20 protein-coding genes are annotated in these 19,515 nt (G+C 38.1%); 19 read left to right on the top strand and 1 reads right to left on the bottom strand.

Annotation, left to right across the window (positions count from 1 at the left end; all coding sequences use genetic code 11):
• Window positions 1-132 precede the first annotated feature (132 nt).
• The 17 genes from BUA88_RS05400 to BUA88_RS05315 all read left to right on the top strand — a co-directional run bounded on the left by BUA88_RS05400 (window position 133) and on the right by BUA88_RS05315 (window position 16,805).
• Entirely contained in the window at window positions 133-486 is a 354-nt protein-coding gene (locus BUA88_RS05400; protein WP_072913760.1) for a hypothetical protein, read from the top strand.
• Window positions 459-929, top strand: coding sequence for a PDDEXK family nuclease (locus BUA88_RS05395; RefSeq protein ID WP_072913755.1), 471 nt, complete (start codon window positions 459-461; stop codon window positions 927-929). Before BUA88_RS05400 ends, BUA88_RS05395 begins: the two co-directional genes overlap by 28 nt.
• 96 nt (window positions 930-1,025) lie before the next feature.
• Window positions 1,026-1,724 (top strand): hypothetical protein, encoded by a 699-nt coding sequence (locus BUA88_RS05390; RefSeq protein ID WP_072913752.1) that lies wholly within the window; start codon window positions 1,026-1,028, stop codon window positions 1,722-1,724.
• Window positions 1,725-1,834: 110 nt separating this feature from the next.
• Window positions 1,835-2,584: a hypothetical protein gene (locus BUA88_RS05385; RefSeq protein WP_072913747.1), complete on the top strand. Its 750-nt coding sequence runs from the start codon at window positions 1,835-1,837 to the stop codon at window positions 2,582-2,584.
• Window positions 2,585-2,646: 62 nt separating this feature from the next.
• Window positions 2,647-3,219 (top strand): precorrin-2 dehydrogenase/sirohydrochlorin ferrochelatase family protein, encoded by a 573-nt coding sequence (locus BUA88_RS05380; protein ID WP_072913742.1) that lies wholly within the window; start codon window positions 2,647-2,649, stop codon window positions 3,217-3,219.
• A 19-nt stretch (window positions 3,220-3,238) separates the two neighbouring features.
• Window positions 3,239-4,000: a response regulator gene (locus tag BUA88_RS05375; protein WP_072913738.1), complete on the top strand. Its 762-nt coding sequence runs from the start codon at window positions 3,239-3,241 to the stop codon at window positions 3,998-4,000.
• A 16-nt stretch (window positions 4,001-4,016) separates the two neighbouring features.
• Entirely contained in the window at window positions 4,017-8,249 is a 4,233-nt protein-coding gene (locus BUA88_RS05370; RefSeq protein ID WP_072913734.1) for a hybrid sensor histidine kinase/response regulator, read from the top strand.
• Window positions 8,250-8,270: 21 nt separating this feature from the next.
• Complete coding sequence (locus BUA88_RS05365) at window positions 8,271-9,302, top strand: S66 family peptidase (RefSeq protein WP_072913729.1); 1,032 nt, start codon at window positions 8,271-8,273, stop codon at window positions 9,300-9,302.
• A 109-nt stretch (window positions 9,303-9,411) separates the two neighbouring features.
• Entirely contained in the window at window positions 9,412-10,032 is a 621-nt protein-coding gene (dhaL, locus tag BUA88_RS05360; protein WP_072913726.1) for a dihydroxyacetone kinase subunit DhaL, read from the top strand.
• A 34-nt stretch (window positions 10,033-10,066) separates the two neighbouring features.
• Window positions 10,067-10,459, top strand: coding sequence for a dihydroxyacetone kinase phosphoryl donor subunit DhaM (gene dhaM / locus BUA88_RS05355; protein ID WP_028248097.1), 393 nt, complete (start codon window positions 10,067-10,069; stop codon window positions 10,457-10,459).
• A gap of 16 nt (window positions 10,460-10,475) precedes the next feature.
• Complete coding sequence (gene dhaK, locus BUA88_RS05350; protein WP_072913723.1) at window positions 10,476-11,471, top strand: dihydroxyacetone kinase subunit DhaK; 996 nt, start codon at window positions 10,476-10,478, stop codon at window positions 11,469-11,471.
• Window positions 11,472-11,588: 117 nt separating this feature from the next.
• Window positions 11,589-12,404 (top strand): N-acetylmuramoyl-L-alanine amidase family protein, encoded by an 816-nt coding sequence (locus tag BUA88_RS05345; protein WP_242939583.1) that lies wholly within the window; start codon window positions 11,589-11,591, stop codon window positions 12,402-12,404.
• A 75-nt stretch (window positions 12,405-12,479) separates the two neighbouring features.
• Complete coding sequence (locus BUA88_RS05340) at window positions 12,480-13,064, top strand: ABC transporter ATP-binding protein (protein ID WP_072913719.1); 585 nt, start codon at window positions 12,480-12,482, stop codon at window positions 13,062-13,064.
• A 17-nt stretch (window positions 13,065-13,081) separates the two neighbouring features.
• Window positions 13,082-13,771 carry a DNA alkylation repair protein gene (locus BUA88_RS05335; RefSeq protein WP_072913718.1) on the top strand — a complete coding sequence of 230 codons (690 nt, stop codon included), beginning with the start codon at window positions 13,082-13,084 and terminating at the stop codon, window positions 13,769-13,771.
• A gap of 64 nt (window positions 13,772-13,835) precedes the next feature.
• Window positions 13,836-14,075, top strand: coding sequence for a hypothetical protein (locus tag BUA88_RS05330; RefSeq protein WP_072913717.1), 240 nt, complete (start codon window positions 13,836-13,838; stop codon window positions 14,073-14,075).
• A 313-nt stretch (window positions 14,076-14,388) separates the two neighbouring features.
• Window positions 14,389-15,492, top strand: coding sequence for a GNAT family N-acetyltransferase (locus BUA88_RS16460; RefSeq protein WP_242939582.1), 1,104 nt, complete (start codon window positions 14,389-14,391; stop codon window positions 15,490-15,492).
• 215 nt (window positions 15,493-15,707) lie between these two features.
• Entirely contained in the window at window positions 15,708-16,805 is a 1,098-nt protein-coding gene (locus tag BUA88_RS05315) for a radical SAM/SPASM domain-containing protein (RefSeq protein ID WP_072913716.1), read from the top strand.
• 7 nt (window positions 16,806-16,812) lie between these two features.
• Here BUA88_RS05315 and BUA88_RS05310 read toward each other — a convergent pair whose 3' ends face one another.
• Window positions 16,813-17,244, bottom strand: a complete 432-nt coding sequence (locus BUA88_RS05310; protein WP_072913702.1) for a hypothetical protein — start codon at window positions 17,242-17,244, stop codon at window positions 16,813-16,815.
• A gap of 162 nt (window positions 17,245-17,406) precedes the next feature.
• Here BUA88_RS05310 and BUA88_RS05305 point away from each other — a divergent pair, with 162 nt between their 5' ends.
• Both BUA88_RS05305 and BUA88_RS05300 read left to right on the top strand, forming a co-directional pair.
• A complete protein-coding gene (locus tag BUA88_RS05305) occupies window positions 17,407-18,111 on the top strand; it encodes a LytR/AlgR family response regulator transcription factor (protein ID WP_072913698.1) in 705 nt (234 codons plus the stop codon).
• Window positions 18,112-19,440 (top strand): sensor histidine kinase, encoded by a 1,329-nt coding sequence (locus BUA88_RS05300; protein WP_072913695.1) that lies wholly within the window; start codon window positions 18,112-18,114, stop codon window positions 19,438-19,440. It abuts the gene before it with no gap.
• The last annotated feature ends 75 nt before the right edge of the window (window positions 19,441-19,515 follow it).

Genomic DNA, 19,515 nt, shown 5'->3' with positions numbered 1-19,515 from the left:
AGTCTGCAAGGAGAAGCAGCATACCAAAAGGCAGAAAAGGCCAAAAAGTATGTAGTCTGAAAAGAAAATGCAGTATGCAAGTGTGAAAACGGATTTATTTGTTCAGAAAAAAATAGTTAGGAGTCAATAATTATGAAAAGCCTAGTATCAATTGCGCAGGAAGAATTGAGCAAAGTAAATAAAGCTCTAGAAAAAAATGAAAGGAATTTGGCAAATTTAAGAAATGTTCCGCCAAGTAGTCTCAGAGCTATCAAGAAAGGAATGACATATCAATATTATTTGAAAACGTCTGAGGATAAACAATCACGATATTTAAAGAAGTCTGAAAGACATTTGGCCGAAAATCGCGCTCAGCTGGATTATGAATTGAATATTCAAAGAGTACTCAAAAATCAGCAAAAAATTCTTAAAAATCTAATATCGAGATACAATGAAAATAGTGTTGAGGATACCTATAGATGTTTATGCGAAGGCCGCAAAATATAGTTCAGCCAATACAAATGCCTATAGAGCAGTACATATGTGAATGGAAAAAATCCTATGAAGTAAATAAAAATAGTATTCCTATGAAGGTTCAGTATGAGACAGTGAACGGTGAAATGGTTAGATCTAAATCAGAGAAAATCATCGCTGATATGTTATTAAAGGCGGGAGTGCCGTATATTTATGAGGCTGAATTAAAACTTGCAAAAGATGGCATATTATATCCAGATTTTATAGTGTTAAATGTTAAAACCCGAAAGTCATTTATATGGGAACACTTAGGATTATGTGACTTAGAAGAGTACGCTTCGAAAAATATTAAGAAAATAGCGAAATATGAACGTAATGGAATAATGTTGGGAAAAGATTTGATAATATCAACAGAATCCGAAGAAGCACCTTTGAATATTCAAGTGGTAGCAGCAAAAATAGCAGAATATCTCTAATGAATAAGCAGCACAGTGACACTATTGTGATTTAAATTATGATATTATATAAGCAGTGTATAAGCCATTGAAATATGAAAAAAATGGGGGCTTAAAATGTGTAGAGTAAGAAAAATATTGGCATTGGTTATGGCAGGTGCATTGGTGACGGGATTATTTGGTTGTGGGGCATCTGAGCAGGCAACTGCATCTCAAACTGAAACAATTGAGACTGAGGCATCAGAGGAAGCTTCAGAAGAAGCTGATAACATCACATCTGAAAGTGCAAACATTCCAGCATATGAATATCCAGGTCCAGAGTTGTTTTATAGTGTATTGTATAAATATATAAACGATGAGTTTGCAGCAAATTATGATTCGGCAGATGTTGCTATTCCAATCGTCAATATTATTTATCAGGATGAGAGCAATAAAGAAGATATCAAGGTATATGGTGATTTCTGGTACATGAATTATGATTTGGAGGGAGATACACTTGAGTGTGTTTCAGGGGGTTCATATCCAGGCTGCATACATATTAAAACTACTGATGAAGGATATTCAGTGACAAGCATGGATATAGTTGAAGATGGTAGTAATTATCTTGATTCTGCTAAGGAAATTTTTGGCGAGCATTTTGATGATTTTGAAAAGGTCTCTAGTGATGATGAGGCTAGAGAGAAGGTAAGAGCACAGATTATTTCAAACTATGTTTTTGCCAACGACCTAAATATCAAGGCTTATCAGGATCAGGGTTGGGACCCAGTCACACTACCTGAGCAGAATATTGATTCATTCTATAGTATATTAGATTAGGGAGTTTAGCTGTTTATTTCATCTGGAATTCTTACTGGCAAATGAGAAAAGGCAGCAAGAAATCAGCTTTTTGTGACTAAGAAAAGATTATTTATCATTGGATGATGTATATGGACAATCTACCAGCAATTCGGATAGGAATAAAAGACAAATTTGTATCAGTAAATGATGGCTTTTTTAGGTTGTTTGGCGGGCGGCAGGAATTTTTTTCGGAAACCTATCGTCCCAAGATTAGTAAATATGGTTGCGGAATCGTTGCTGCTATAAATTCTTATCTTTATATTGCACAGGTAAATCAGATTTCCAAAGATGATTTTATGACTTTGGTTCAGGATTATCTTGATATGTATCCCACCTCAAAGATTCTTTTGAATCTGGGGGTGGGCGTTTTGCCGTGGCAAATGTCATCCTATATTCAGCGAAAATGCAAGTCTGTTAATATAAATGTAAAAGCTAGCTGGAGAGGACGCGAAGGCGTGAGTTCATTGTATAACAAAATGAAAGCTGCATTATTAGAAGATATGCCGGTAATTTGGGCATTTTATAATCTAAAGTCTTCCCATAGGATTCAGTTTTATAAATATATTGATGGAAAATTCAAAGATACATATTTTGATGAACAAGACAAAGAGCATAAATATGATGATGTGAATAGTCACTATGTTACTGTGACAGGAATCATCGAGCGAGAGAATAATGGATACCTAGAAAGATGGGTGGAGATATCTTCCTGGGGATCAAAATATTATGTTAATTATGATGAGTACGAGAACTTTGTTAGAAACGCAGGAGGAATACTTAATCCCTTAAATTTGGTTAATGCATATTGCTCGAATATTTTAATTATAAAAAAGCGATAACAATTATTTCATTGTTTTAAGGTACAATGTACGTTGGTGGGGAGTATTTAGAAGGAGGAGTTATGGCTTTTTTTCCTATGTTTATAGATATAACAGGGGCAAAATGTTTGGTAATTGGTAGTACTGATGCAGTACTTAGAAGGTCTGATGCGCTTTTGGATTTTGGGGCAAAAGTAATGGTAAAGACAAAGGACGAATTTACACCGGGTGACATACAGGGCTGTAAAATGGTTCTTGTTGATACAGATGATGAGGAAATCAATTTGCAGATTTCCATGATGTGCAAGGATGCTGGTATTCCAGTAAATATCGTTGGACATCCTAATCTTGGAACATTTAGTTTCCCAGCTTACCTAAGAGAAGGAAACTTAGTTGGGGCATTTTCAAGTAGTGGACACAGCACTGCGTTGGCAAAGTTCCTTGTAAATAAAGAGAAGGAAGTTCTTACACCAAAGCTTGGGGAACTGAATGAGATGTTAGGAAAATGGAAACAGCCTATCGAGGAACTGTTTCCACAAAAGTCTGCTCAGAATAGTGCCTTTGAGCAGCTTATTGATTATGCACTTTGTTATGATGGTATTCCTACGGACGAAGAAGTGGAAGAGCTTCTTGGTGCCATTAGTATGACTTTATAAACCCTTTGTGGAGGTTTTTATGGGGCAGAATCAGATAATGATATTGGGGGATAAAGATTCTTTTATCATTAGAGTTTTAACAAAGAAACTTATCGATGCATCTTTAGATGTGATTAACACTCCGATGGATGTGGAGGAAATCGATAAGCACTGGGCAGATACTGCTCTTGTGACCTTTTACATGGAAAAGGATGAAAGGTTGCCAGATGATATTAAAACATTTTTGATAGACCATCTTGAGGATGATGATAAAAGGTTGATTTTCATCGGTGAACCTATTGACGTGGCTGCTGCTGAAGAGGGCTTTCCGGCACATCTTATCTATAAAAAATTATCAAGACCCCTTGATTATGATGAATATATTTCCTGCGTAAATTCTTACAACAGGCAGGCAAATGCAGGTGAGCTGAGAAAGCGAATCCTGGTAGTTGATGATGATGTGAACTTTTTAAATGTTATGAGGGAATGGCTTGAGGCAGATTACAAGATATCTATGGCCACATCGGGAATGCGTGCTATACGATGGCTTGCGGCCAATAAGGTTGATTTAATCTTACTTGATTATGAAATGCCTGTTACAGATGGACATCAGGTATTAGAAATGCTCAGGTCAGAAGAGGATACAAAGAATATACCGGTTATTTTTCTTACAGGAAATGACAGCAAAGAGACTGTTATGTCAGTGGTAAACTTAAAGCCACAGGGATATTTTTTAAAGACTATGCCAAGGGAGGAATTTTTAAACAAGATAAAGGTATTTTTCATGGAAAGAGCTGTGTAGTCAGCAGGGGTATTATATGGGTATTAAAAGAGTTTGTAGTTTGGCAGTTGTATTTGTTTTAGTGGCAACATGCTTTTTTTCCATAAACTCGCATACCCAGGCGCATGAAGCGGAGGATCCAGTCAAATATAAGGTTGGTGGCGGTTACGCCGTTACAGGTGAATTGGGCGATACCAGCTATATGGCAGAAATCTACGACGCCACAAATAGTCTGCCAGCCTCAGAGTCTAACTTTATCCTTGCTGATAATGAAGGATATATGTGGCTTTGTGGCTACAGTGGAGTAATAAAATTTGATGGATCCTCTTTTGTCAAACAGGATACTTCTGAAGGTATGACAAATGGAAGAGTAATCTTTCAGGATTCAAAAGGTAAGATATGGGTCGGCACAAATGACAACGGAGTAGTTGTTATTGATGATGGTGTGCGGACCCATTTTACGTTTGAGGAAGGCTTGCCTTCTTCATCTATCAGAACATTTGCCGAGGATGATGAGGGGAATGTTTTCATAGGAACCACTCAGGGAATAGCCTATGTTACTCCTGAAATGAAGGTGGTTAATTTTGATTGTGATTTATTAAATACACAGCGTATTCTTAGATTATCAACCGGTAAGGGTGGCATCATTTATGGCTACACAAAAAAAGGTGATATATTTTCTGTTGAATCTAAAAAACTAACATCATTTTATAAGAATGGTCATCTGGGCATAAATAAGATTACTAACGTCTATGCCGATCCAATCAATGAAGGAAAAGCATACATAGGAACCGAGTACGGTTATTTGTACTATGGCAACTTTGGAACCACATTGAAATCACTTGAGGAGATATCATTATCCCCTCTCAAAACTGTGAAATGGATTACTGAAGAGTGTGGTTATATCTGGGTGGCTTCAGAGACAGAGGTCGGATATATAAATCAAATTCATCGTTTTGTTCATGTTGATAAACTGCCTTTAAACAGTTCGATTGAAATGTTTACATCAGATTATCAGGGAAATCTTTGGTTTGCCTCTTCAAGACAGGGTGTAATGAAAATAGTTGCTAATAATTTCATTAACTACACTGAAAAGGCAGGCATTGAGGATAGGGTAGTTAATGCTACCTGTTATCACAAAGGTACATTGTATGTGGGTACTGATGAAGGACTGTACATTATTGATAAAAATTTAAGGCCTGTAACGAATGAAATGACAGAATTTATTGGAGACAATAGGGTTAGATGCATTATTGATGATGATGACGGAAATGTCTGGTTTGCTGTTTTCTCAAACAATATGGGCTTAATTCGCCTGTCTGCAAATGGAGAAATTTCATCTTTTAGAACCCATAATGGATTACCTAGTAATGAAATCAGATGCCTGAGGAACGGATTTAATGGAAATATTCTGGTAGGAACCAATGAAGGAGTAGCCATTATTAACGATGGAGAATTAACTCTTTCTATGAATGGAGAGATATTAAAAACACCAGTTGTCCTTGATTTATTGGAACTAGAAGATGGAACCCTATACGTGGCAACTGACGGTGATGGCATCTATGTCATAAAGGATGGCGTACAGATAGATAGAATTGGACATGATGAGGGACTTACCAGTGATGTTGTCATGAGAATGAATAAGGATTCCCAGAGGGATGTTATATGGATTACAACATCCAATTCCATAGAATATATGAAAGACGGGAAAATCACTAACGTCTCAACATTTCCTTACACTCACAATTTTGATATCTATTCGGACAATGATGATGAACTTTGGATATTGGCGTCCTGTGGTATTTTTAGTGTTCCTGTACAACAGATGCTGGATGACAAGGTTACAGATTACAGAGAATATAACCTGGCAAATGGACTAACCAGTATGCCTATAGCCAATGAACGAAGCGGTATAGATGTTTACGGAAACCTCTATGTAGCAGGAATGACAGGCGTAAGTAAAGTAAATATTAATCGCTATTATGATGCTAATTGCGACGTGCGAGTGGGAATCGCCTCAGTTACTTGTGATGATGTAAAACTTGAACCAGATGAGACTGGAACCTACGTGATTCCTCCAGATGTCAACCGTATTCAGATTAGCCCTGCTGTTATGGATTACTCTATGATGAATCCTGTGGTTAAGGTATTTTTGGATAAAGTTGGTGATGGAGGTATGACTTCTCAGCGAAGCCAGCTTCACACACTGGATTACACAGGCCTTAAATATGGAGATTATCTACTACATATCCAGATTCTTGATAATGTCACAGGAGAAATAAGGCAGGATGAGACTTTCAAATTTATTAAGCAGCCAAGATTATTTGAACGTACCAGTGTAAGGGTATTATTGCTATTTTTGCTTGCAGCAGCTGTTGCCTTTATAGTATGGAGAATCATGACTGGAACAGTTATCAGAAGGCAGTACGTTGAGATTCAGATGGCAAAGGATGAGGCTGAACGTGCCAACACTGCAAAGTCCAGATTCCTTGCAAATATGTCCCATGAAATCAGAACTCCTATTAATACTATTATGGGTATGAATGAAATCATTCTTAGGGAGGATACAGAAGGAGTTCCTAAATCATATTTCATGTCGGTGGTAAATTGCTCCCTGGATATTAGAAATGCAGCAGAATCTCTTCTTGGGCTGATTAATGAAATCCTGGATATATCTAAGATTGAATCAGGAAAAATGCATCTGGTTGAGCAGGAATATGAGCCTGAAGAACAATTAAGATCCATTATTTCTATGATTAAAGTTAAAAGCCAACAGAAGGATTTGACATTTGATTGGGAGATAGATAACAAGTTGCCTAAAAAGCTTTATGGTGATGCAGGCAAGGTGAAACAGATAATATTGAATCTTCTCACAAATGCAGTGAAATATACTGAGCAGGGTGGATTCACACTTAAGGTAACAGTGGAGAGTAAATCTGCAGAAGATTGTGCAGTTCGTATATCCGTTAAAGATACGGGAATCGGTGTAAAGACAGAGGATTTAGACAAACTCTTCACAGCATACGAAAGACTGGATGAGGAAAAGAACAGTTCTATTCAGGGTACGGGACTTGGACTGGATATTTCCAGACGTTTTGCTGAACTTATGGGTGGTAGACTCTGGTGCGAGAGCGAATACGGAAAAGGTTCTGAGTTTATTTTCACATTCAGTCAGAAAGTAGTGGATGCTGAAGGTATAGGAGAGTTTAAAGAGCATGAAGAGTATGTTGCCAAGGGACCTTATGTTCCAAAGTTCTATGCTCCTGATGCAAAGGTGCTTGTTGTAGACGATAACACTATGAACCTGGCTGTTTTCAAGGGTCTTATAAAACCAACCAAGGTTCAGGTGGAAACTGCCTCCAGTGGTTTGGAATGTCTGGAAAAAATAAAGTTAAATAATTATGATATCGTCTTTCTGGATCACATGATGCCAGAAATGGATGGCCTGGAGACATTTATAAAGCTTAGAGAAATCAACAAGGATGTTCCTGTATATGCCCTTACTGCAAACACCATGACTGATCCGTATAAGTTCTATGAGTCTAAGGGATTTAATGGATATCTTGCAAAGCCAATTGATACTGAGGAGCTGGAATATACAATGATGTATCAGTTGGGTGATAAGATAACTGAACGTCCAGCATCAGAGCTTGAAAAGCAGACTTCTGATGAATTCCCAGAGAATATGGCCTGGATAAAGGAGGTTGATGGAATTTCCATCGAGGATGGTATAAAGGGTTCTGGAGGAATTAATGCATTTATTAACAGTATAGAGCTGTTTTTTGATACAATAGATGAAAACACCAAGGTGTTGGAAGATGCCTATAATGATGGTGACTTTAAGCTTTACACTATTAAGACTCATGCACTGAAATCTTCAGCCAGAATTACTGGTGCCATGGAGCTTTCAGCTTTTGCCGAGAAAATGGAAAAGGCTGGAAAGTCTGATGACATTGACTACATAACAGCTCATCATGAAAAACTACTGAACCAGTACAGGCTTTTTAAGGATAAGCTTAAACCAATAAAAGATATTTCTGCTGATTCATCAGAGGATAATGATTTGCCTGAGGTTCCAGAAAATAAACTGGCAGGAGCATACTCTGCCATGAGAGAAATCGTTCCTCAGATGGATCATGAGATGATGGAAATGATTATTTCGGAACTGAAGGAATATAAGCTTCCTGCAGAGGACGCAGAAAAGATTGATAGTATATCAAAGATGGTTAAGCGATTTGACTGGGATGGTATAGAGGAATTACTAAAATAACATTGAAAAGGGGACTGAATAATGAGATATCCAGAATACATAAAAGAAAATGGTACTATCGGGCTGGTAGCGCCATCCTTTGGATGCGCCTTTGAGCCATACAAGAGCTGCTTTGATTCTGCAATAGAGCGATTCCAGGGTATGGGCTACAAGCTTGTGGAAGGACCAAATTGTAGAAAAAGCGATGGAATAGGAATCAGTTCCACACCTGAAAATTGTGGAAAAGAGCTGACAGATTTTTACTGTAGTGGTGATAACGATATGCTTATCACCTGCGGTGGTGGCGAGCTGATGTGCGAGACTTTGGATTATGTTGATTTTGAAGCGGTAAATAACGCCAATCCAAAGTGGTACATGGGTTACTCCGACAATACGAATTTCACATTTCTGCTTAACACAATTTGTGATGTGGCTTCCATATACGGACCAAGTATTGGTGCCTTTGGAATGGAAAAGCTAGAGCCAGCTCTTGAGGATTCTATTCAGGTTTTCACAGGTAAAAAGCATGAGGTTTCAGGCTACGACAAATTTGAAATTGAATCCTTAAAGGATGAAGACCACCCATTTGTTGGGTATAACCTTACTGAGAAAAAAGAGCTTCGTCTTTTTATGGGAGAGGCAGAGGTAAATCGCTTGCCAGAGTTCTCAGGAATTATTACTGGCGGATGCCTTGACTGTTTGGCTAACCTTGTAGGTACGAAATATGACAAGGTGGCACAGTTCAATGAGAGATATAAGGAGCAGGGAGTAATCTGGTTTCTCGAAGCATGCGATTTAAATGTAATGTCTATTCGTCGAGCTCTTTGGAATCTTGACAGAGCTGGCTGGTTCGTAAATACGAAGGGATTCATCATCGGGCGTCCAGCGGCTGCGTGGAAGCAGGAGATGATGGGACTTGACCAGTACAACGCAGTTACAGGAATCTTAGGAAAATATAATGTGCCTATCGTGATGGATGCAGATGTGGGGCATCTGGCTCCTGCCATGACTATCGTGTCGGGTGCACACGCAAACGTAATAGTAGATGACAATATTAAGATAGTTTATAAATAGCGTAACATGCCTGCCACAACTTGAAATAATTGTCAAAAAACTTGCCCTCTTTTACTTGAATTTTGGTATAATTAATTTATCGAAATTCTACGGAGAAGGGGGATTTTTTATGTCTACAAGAGTCTACGACTGCCTGAAGCAAATCGCTGAAAAAATCATCGAAAACAAGGATTTTCTTACAGATTTAGACAGAGAAATTGGTGACGCTGACCATGGTGTAAATATGGCCAGAGGATTCCAGGCGGTTATCGAAAAAGTTGATCCAGAGGATGCGGATATCGGAAATGCGTTAAAGAAGACAGGAATGACACTGCTGTCTACTGTTGGTGGCGCATTAGGTCCATTATATGGAACAGCTTACATGGAGGCGGCAAAGGTGTTTGCAGGAAAAACTGAAGTTAGTGGGGATGACTTCAAAGCTGCCATGGAAGCTGCTATTGCAGGAATTCAAAAGCGTGGTCATGCAGAAAAAGGGGAAAAGACAATGCTTGACGCACTTATGCCTGCAACAGATATTTTGACAGAGAAGCTTGCTGGGGGAGCAAGTCTTGCTGATGCACTTACAGATGCATGCGTAGCTGCTAACGAAGGAATTGAATTTACAAAGACTATCGCAGCTACAAAGGGACGTGCAAGTTATTTAGGAGAGCGCAGTATTGGTCACCAGGATCCTGGTGCCACATCTCTTACAATGACTCTCGAAACAATAAGAGATTTTTTGAAGTCATAACGTAAATACGAATTAACAAACAGGGGGATTTGTTATGGTAGGACTGGTTTTAGTATCCCACAGCCCAAAGATAGCTGAGGGATTAAAGGATTTGACTTCCGAGATTGCTGCAACTCATAAAGGGATTGTTGCAGCAGGGGGCTTGGAAGACGGATCTATTGGCACAGATGCAATACGTATTTCCGAAGCAATCCGTCAGGCAAATGATGGAGACGGCGTGGTGGTTTTGGCTGATTTGGGAAGCGGAGTAATGAGCTCTGAAACTGCCATCGAACTTTTGGAGGATGAGGACATCAAGGTGAAACTTGCAGATGCGCCAATTGTAGAAGGCACTATTGCAGCGGCAGTAAGCGCCATGGTGGGCAGCGACCTGGAGGCTGTCCTGAAGGCGGCAGAAGATTGCCGCGGTGCAAAGAAAATACCTTAGGAGGAGGAATTTTATTATGAAGAAACTTATTAATGGAGTTGATAACATCGTTGATGAGATGCTTGAAGGTATGGTGGCAGCTTACCCACAGTACATTAAAAGACTTGATGGTTTTGATGTTGTTGTAAGAGCAGGGGGCTCTAATGGAAAAGTAGCACTTGTATCAGGTGGTGGTAGCGGACATGAGCCAGCACATGGTGGGTATGTAGGCAAGGGTATGCTTGATGGAGCTATTGCTGGTGCTGTATTTACATCACCTACACCTGACCAGGTTTATGAGGCAATCAAAGCCGCTGATGGTGGCAAGGGTGTTCTTCTTGTAATCAAGAATTACACAGGTGATGTTATGAACTTCGAGATGGCGGCTGATATGGCCAGAGATGAGGGCATAGAGGTTGATCAGGTTATAACAGCCGATGATGTTGCTGTTGAAAATAGTACATGGACAACAGGACGTCGTGGTATCGCAGGAACAATTTTTGTACATAAGATTGCTGGCGCATGCGCTGAAGCTGGTGGCAGCTTAGGTGATGTTAAGCGTGTTGCTGAGAAGGTTATCGCTAATGTACGTTCAATGGGTATGGCTGTAGATGCATGTACAGTTCCAGCAGCTGGAAAACCAAGCTTTGATTTGGCTGAAGACGAAATCGAAATTGGTATTGGTATCCATGGTGAACCTGGTGTAAACCGTGAGAAGATAGGAACAGTAAATGAAATCGCAGATAAGCTTTTAAATAAGATTTTTGCTGAAGGCATTTACAACTCAGGTGATGAAGTTGCCGTTATGGTAAATGGCATGGGTGGAACACCATTAATGGAGCTCTTCGTAGCTAACAAGCACGTGAAGGAAGTTCTTGATGGAAAGGGAATTAAGATTCATAAAACTCTTGTAGGTAACTATATGACATCACTTGATATGGAAGGATTTTCAATCACATTACTAAAGGTTGATGACGAATTAAAGAAACTTCTTGATGCTCCAGCTGATACACCTGCTTTTGTACAGGCTTAGTGAGAGATTTCCAAATGCAATTTCATTTTTTGCATTCGGAAACCGATAGGATTTGGTATAATATATGGGAGATGGTTATATGCCATCTCCCATATTTAGTATTGGCGGGAAATGTTTATGAAGAGAAAAACAAAACGCATTATATGCATTGCACTTATATATACTTTATTTTGCCTTGTAGCTATTCTAATGATTAATTATGTTGATATAGGAACAGAGGCAGAACCTGTTGCGGAGTTAGAAGAAAGCACAGAACAGGAATCGGAGTTAGTGGAAGAGCCTGTAATTAAAGTTGTCACACCAGGTACTGGTCATGTGGTTTGTATCGATGCTGGACATCAGCAGCGTGCAGATATGAAGAAGGAACCAATTGGTCCGGGTGCATCAAAGAAAAAGGCCAGGGTTGATGGCGGTACTACAGGAAAGTATACAGGGATTACTGAATTTCAGTTGGATTTGGAAATCGCCCTAAAAGTTCAAAAAGAGCTTGAAGATAGAGGTTACACTGTTGTTATGACTCGCACTACTAATGATGTAAATATCAGTAACAGCGAGCGCTCTATCATAGCAAATGAGGCAAAGGCAGAGGCATTTGTTAGAATCCATGCCGATGGCTCGGATGACACCAAAGTACATGGAGCATCTACTGTTTGTCAGACAAAGGACAATCCTTATAACGGAGAGCTTTATGAAAGCAGTAGAAAGCTTTCGGACTGTGTGTTAGACGGAGTAGTGGCTTCAGCTGGATGCAAAAAAAGACAGGTAATAGAGGTTGATTCAATGTCTGGAATCAACTGGAGTAAGGTACCTACAACAATTATAGAAGTCGGATATTTGTCTAACAAAGATGAGGAAGCAAAACTTATTACAGACGCCTATCAGCAGTTGCTGGCAAAGGGAATTGCAGATGGCCTGGATAATTATTTTAAATAGCGTATAAACGAATTGAAAAGGAATGTGTCATTGGGTAAAATTTAACCTAATGACACATTTTTTTATGGGGGAATTATGACTATAATTTTAGAAAACATCTGTAAATCTTATGGGGATTTGCAGGTATTAGATAATTACAATCTTACAGTGGAGTGGGGACGTGCATATTGCCTTACAGGTCCTGAAGGCTGTGGCAAAACCACAATCCTAAAGGTCTTTATGGGGCTTGAAAAGCCAGATAGTGGCCAGATTCACAGAATGGGAGATTACAAGTATCCTACGCTTCAGAGTGCATATGTATCACAGGCTGATGCGAATCTTGTTATGAAGAAGAATGCTATCTGGAATGTTAAAAAGGTTCACAGATGGGCCAGTAAAGGAAGAGCAATAGAGGAACTTTCAAAATTTATTCCAGTTGAAAGACAGACTATTCCTGTTTCAGAGCTAACACCAGTTGAGCGTAGATTCGTGGAGATAGTAAGAGCACTTTTCGTTCCAGCGGATTTCATCGTTTTAGATGAGCCATTTGAAGGTATGAATGAAGCGGAGCGTGAAAAAGCAAAGGCATATATCTTAGAGATTCGAGGAACACGTCCACTTCTTATGGCTACAAGAAAACCAGAGGGAGTGGACTTTGCGAAGATTATAAACCTGGAATAGTTTTGTAGGGGGCGACTATGATTACAGAGGAAATCAAGGAGGAGCTATTAAAGCTTCAGGATATCGAGTATAGAGACTTTCAGTCTAAGCTGATTCCTACAGTGGGAGTGGAGTATTTCATAGGAGTAAGAACTCCGGATTTACGAAAGCTTGCAAAGACGCTTGCTAAGCGTCCAGATATAGATGAGTTTTTACAGCAGTTGCCACACGATTATTTTGATGAGAATCAGCTTCACGCATTTATTCTTTCGGAGATGAAAGACTATGAGAAATGTGTGGAAAAGCTTCAGCAATTCCTGCCCTATGTGAATAACTGGGCCACCTGTGATCAGATGTCACCGAAGATTTTCAAAAAACACAAACAGGAGTTATTGCCTCTAATTGATAGCTGGATAGATTCTGGGGATACCTATAGTATCCGTTTTGGTATAAAGATGCTTATGGAACACTTCCTGGATGATGATTTTGATTTATCTTATCCTGAAAAGGTGGCAGCAGTACGTTCAGAGGAATACTATGTAAACATGATGATTGCCTGGTACTTTGCCACAGCTCTTGCCAAGCAGTACGATGCAATTATTCCCTTTATCGAGAATGAAAAATTGGATCAGTGGTGTCACAACAAGGCAATCCAAAAGTCCATTGAAAGTTATCGTATTACTCCTGAGCAGAAGGAGTATCTGAGAGGCTTGAAACATGGAAAATAAACCGAAAGTATTGATTATTAGATGAGTTTGCAGCAGTAGGTTTTGGTTAGAATGGAGAATTGAAATGATACTGATTATGTTTTTATGTGCTCTGTTAGGAGTATCAATATATGTTGGTGCAGCTATTACTCTTGTCATATTATCACTTGTAATTATAGGGGCAATTATTACTTTGATAATAGGATTAATTCTATACTCAAAGATTGAAAAAAAGATAATAGCAAAAATAATATGTATTATAGCTCTGATAGCTATTATTGTTCCGGCTGCCTTTATTCCAACATTGGTTAATATTCTATTTTAATAAGTCCAAATGGAAAATAAGCCAGGCAGGTTTAAATGCAAGATGTTATTAAATCTGTATTGGTGCAATTAAATTAAAGGCAATTTACATCAAAATTACGTGACAATTACCAGATTTTGTGGTATAAAATAATGGTTGTGCTACAGTGATAAGGTTTGTAGCCGCATTGTGATAAAGAATTTTAACGGAGGTAAAACAACATGGTAATGTTTTTAAAGCTTAGAAATTTCTAATAGGCATGAAACCTTAAATAAATAGTTTCGTGCCTTGTTATCAGGAACAATTAACTATTTACATTAAGGAGATAACTAAAATGGAATTTCAAGACAATATAATAAAAGAGTATTTACGTAACGTATATTTTGTAACAGGTACACCATGTGGTGGAAAGACTACTATCTCAAGAGCTTTAGGTAAAAAGTATGGAATCCCTGTGTATGACATTGATGAAATGTTTCCAAGACACCAGGCTATTGCCGATGATATACATCAGCCTAATATGCGAAAACAGTTCAGAGATGCTGATGAATTTTTCGGTAGAAGTGTTGAGGAATATAAAGCCTGGCTTTTAGGAAATCTGAGAGAGCAGATTGATTTTATAATCTTGGATTTGATGAAGCTTTCCCAAAATGGGCCAATAATTTGTGACTGTCATTTCACGATGGAACAGATAGAGCAGTTTTCTGACCCATCGAGAGCGGTGTTCATGATAACTGATCCAACAGATTTGGTTGAAACATATTGTGACAGATCAGATCATCAGGATTTTAGCGATTTCATCCATAGTGCAACTGACTATGAAAAGGCTAAAAAGACATGTACACAGACATTGTATGAGTTAAACATGGAAAAATACAATGAAATCAAGAATAGCAAGTTCTTTTGGCTTGAGAGGGATTACAGCAGAACTGTTGAAGAGACCACAGCCTTGGTGGAAGAGCATTTTGGCTGGAATCATCTGAAGAATATATCTATTCAGAAGGTTGATAGAGATACCAGACTTGCAGATGAACTCTTAACCTTTATAGAAAACTGCTCATGGGTTGAGGTGAAAAATCATCTTGCCGGACTTGTAAAGAACTGGGAGTTCACAGACTGGGAAACATTTTTTGTTGCAAAGGTAGATGGTAAGATAGTCGGAATGGCATCTGCTTTGAAAGAGGATTATTATCCTATGCCTGAGCTTTATCCATGGGTATCTTGTGTGTTTGTATCAGAGGAATACCGCGGACATAGAATAAGCGAAAAGCTTATTGAATATGCCAATGATTATCTAAAGGAACAAGGATTTGAAAGAAGCTATATTCCTACACCGAAAGAAAATATGGGATTATATGAACGTTACGGATATTCATTTGTTAAAGAGATTACCAATTATGGTGGTTGTGAAGATCTTCTTTATTCAAAAATAATATAATACAAAACATACGTGGGAGAGTCGGTTTATGCGGCTCTCTTTTTTGCTGTGATAATTATTCTTTTTAGTTATAATTGAGTTACAATGAAAAAATATCTTGAAGTTAATAAATTTTGTGATATGATAACAATAGATTTTGCAAAATACAATTGTGCAAAATTGACACAATTCAGTAAGTGGAGAATAAAAGGAAATAGTAATAAGAGGATATATTTATGAGTAAGGAATTTGATATACAGGAATATATGACACGCGGTGTTGAAAGAGTAGTTTCAGATGCAATAAAAGCTACTCTTAAGAACCCTAAGGAAAGTGCTTACATGGCCAGATTTGCCATGGCTACAAAAGCTGCTTCGAAGAAAAGAGCAAAACTGGAAGCAGAGGGTGAGCATATTCCTCCATTTCTAATTGCCAGTATAACAAGCAGCTGTAATCTTCATTGCGCTGGCTGCTATTCCAGATGTAATAATGCTACTAATGACACAGAGCCTGTTCATCAGCTTACAGACGATGAGTGGCTTGAGATTTTTGATGAAGCAGATGATCTTGGAGTTAGCTTTATCCTTCTTGCTGGCGGAGAGCCACTTCTTAGAAATGGTGTTATTGAGGCTGCTGGTAAGAAACAGAATATACTATTCCCTATTTTTACTAATGGAACATTCATGACAGATAAGTATTTTGATCTGTTTGATAAAAACAGGAACCTCATTCCGATAATGAGTATCGAGGGTGAGAAAGAAGCTACAGATAATAGACGTGGCGAAGGTGTTTATGACAAGCTTATCTCAAATATGGATGAACTGGATAAACGCGGACTTATTTACGGAGCTTCGGTGACAGTGACAACAGAAAACCTTAAGGACGTTTCATCTGAAAGCTTCATTGGTAAGCTGTCAGATAAGGGATGTAAGGCTGTGATTTTCGTTGAGTTTGTCCCTGTGACAGATGACTCAAAACACCTTGCACCAGGGGATGATGACAGGGAATATCTGAAAAAAGAAATAATGAGACTGAGACAGGAACATCCTGAGATGGTATTTGTTTCTTTCCCTGGAGATGAGAAGAGCTCAGGCGGCTGTATTGCAGCAGGACGCGGATTCTTCCATATCAATTCACACGGAGGAGCGGAGCCTTGTCCATTTTCTCCATATTCGGATATCAATGTAAAAGACACATCTCTTAGGGATGCCATGAACTCAAAATTATTCAAGGCACTGCAGTCAGAAGGAGTGCTTATGGATGACCATGATGGAGGCTGTGTTTTGTACGAGAAGAGACACGAAGTGGAAGCACTCCTTGGAAGTTCATTTTAGAGTTAGTTTATATCAATAAGAGCTGATGTTGAGGCTTTTCACCTACTTCAGGATTGAAAAATACATTTTTTAACGTATTTGTGCGATTTCGGATGCAGTCAGGGCAGAATCTGCCATAGCGAATGCTGCATCCGCATTTTTCGCAAGTGATATACATAGTACTTCCATCAGGGATTTCAAGTCGCCCCTGGCGAAGCATTCCATTTATAATTTCTTCCGGAACGCCTGTGCATTCAGAAATAATAATGGCCGGGCAAGCACCATTTTCATCTATAAATTCTTTTACTTTACCGAAATCGTCAATTTCTTCATGCCCACAATCAAAGCATTCATAGCGGCCAGCACCGATATATCTAAGACGGCCCCGGCATTTAGAACATCTAGTAGGTTTTCTTTCAATAAATTCTTTGACGAATTTTTCTTGTTCTTTTTTATCCACTAATGTTTCTCCTATTGCATCTGACGATGGAAAATACCCCTACGTAGTCATAATATCATTAATTTTTGACAGAATAGTGTTTTTGGGAATAGGATAGTATATATCTTTACAATTTTGCCCTTTTCTGTATAAAATATGAAAAACGTACATAAGGAAAAGTTTATGAAAGTAGCTATTGTAGATGATTTAAAAACTGAATTAGAAATGCTTAGGGAATATCTTAAGGATTTTGCTGTAGCAGATTCGAAAGAATTTGATATCTCCACTTATGAAAGCGGAGATAGATTTTTGGAAGACTTTAGTGGGCAGTTTGATTTGATTCTTATGGATATAGATATGCCAGGTCTAAATGGAATAGACACAGCCAGAGCCATAAGAAAGGTCGATGAGAGCGTAGTTTTAATGTTTGTTACCGCTATGCCTCAGTATGCCCTTACTGGCTACGAGGTAGATGCTATCGATTATGTAATAAAACCAGTATCATATCCTGATTTTGCATTAAAACTTAAAAAGGCTCTTAGATATGTAAAGCAGGTTAAGGCGGATGAGCCAATTGTAATACAGACTAAAGAAGGATTAATCACACTTAACATCAGTGAAATATATTATGTGGAGTCTGCATTACACTATTGTATATATCATACTAAGGATAAGGAATTTAAAGTTCGCGAAAATATATCCTCAGTGGAGAATAAACTAGCACCCTTTGGATTTGCCAGATGCAATGCAGGATATCTTGTTTCATTGAAGCATGTCAAAGCGATTATTAAAGATGATGTTTTGGTAGGCGATTACACACTTAAGATTAGTAGAAGTAAGAAGGCAAGCTTTACAGAGAAATTTACAAAAACACTTGGAGGTCTGTAAATGGATATTACTGCTGTAGATGTATTTGAAGAAATTAGATTTATAGTTGAATTATTAGCAGCTGAGCTGATATTTTTAATTCCATTTGTTCCAATGAAAAAGCACTTTGTTCCCAAATTAGTTGTACTTATCTTGGGTTACATGCTAGCTTCGCTTTTTTATTTCCCATTGCTGGCATTCACAAGTATATGCCCTTTAAGGACTGCATTTATTTCAGGATGGTACATAATATTTGCTCTTAGTACATTGCATTTTTGTAAGAGGTTGTTTTTTATTGGGACAGTAGATGGATTATACGTAATAGCATCAGCTTATGCAGTTCAGCATTTAGTGTATGTTGTTGTACATGAAGCTTTGGCCTTATATTATTGGACATATTTGAAGACCCATTTGATTGTGTATATATTTGTCAGCATGATGGTTTGCTCAATTTGGTATTTTATTATCTATCTTTTGTTTACATCTAAGCTAAAGGCATGTTACGGTGTTCTACATGATGATAGCTCATTTTTAGTGGCCTTTTATCTGATATTTATTGCAGTAATGTTGCTGTCTACATTTTCAGCCCAGCATTTATTCCAAATAGGGGACGATATAAGAAATTATGGAATTATGTGGGGAGTAAGTACCAGTGTATTAATACTAGGTATTCAATATGCTAATTTCAGATCTACAGTTGCCACAAGAGAGCAGGCTATTATCTCTAGAATATTGCAGGATTCAGCTACTCATTACACTATATCCAAGGAGCTTATCGATTTAGTAAATAGAAATGCTCATGATTTAAAGCATAAGCTAAAGGCACTTAAAAATGCGCCAGATAATCTAAAGGATGAGTTTATAAACGACCAAATGTCTCATATAGAACAATATCAAAATCTGGTTTTCTGCGATAATGAAGTGCTAAACACTATTCTTGCTGAAAAAAGCCTGTATTGCAGTTCAAAAAACATAACCTTTTCTTGTTCTATAAAAAAGGCTAATCTTGATTTTATAGATGTGATAGACTTGTATGCATTACTTGGGAATGCCATTGATAATGCCATAGAATGTGTAGAACAATTTGACGAGGATAATAAAAAGGTAATAAGTGTAAATGTTTCTTCTAAAGAGGCTTTTACCATTTTCCAGATTGAAAACTATAGTCATATAATTACATCTACAGTAGATGAATTGCCAACCACTACTAAGGATGATATAGGACACGGATTTGGACTTAAGAGTATAAAATACATTGCTCAGAAATATAATGGAAATATGTACTGGGCAAATAAGGATGGTGTTTTTTCGTTGCAAATCATGATACCTATGTCAACTGTGCCAAACTAAATACCAACGGTGCCACACCTCTTTCATTTATTCAAGCTATGGCTTATTTTAGGTTTAGATAAGCCAAAGGGCGGA

The organism is Pseudobutyrivibrio xylanivorans DSM 14809 (genome assembly GCF_900141825.1).
Lineage (GTDB): Bacteria > Bacillota > Clostridia > Lachnospirales > Lachnospiraceae > Pseudobutyrivibrio > Pseudobutyrivibrio xylanivorans.
This window is presented reverse-complemented; position numbering and strand designations above follow the sequence as displayed.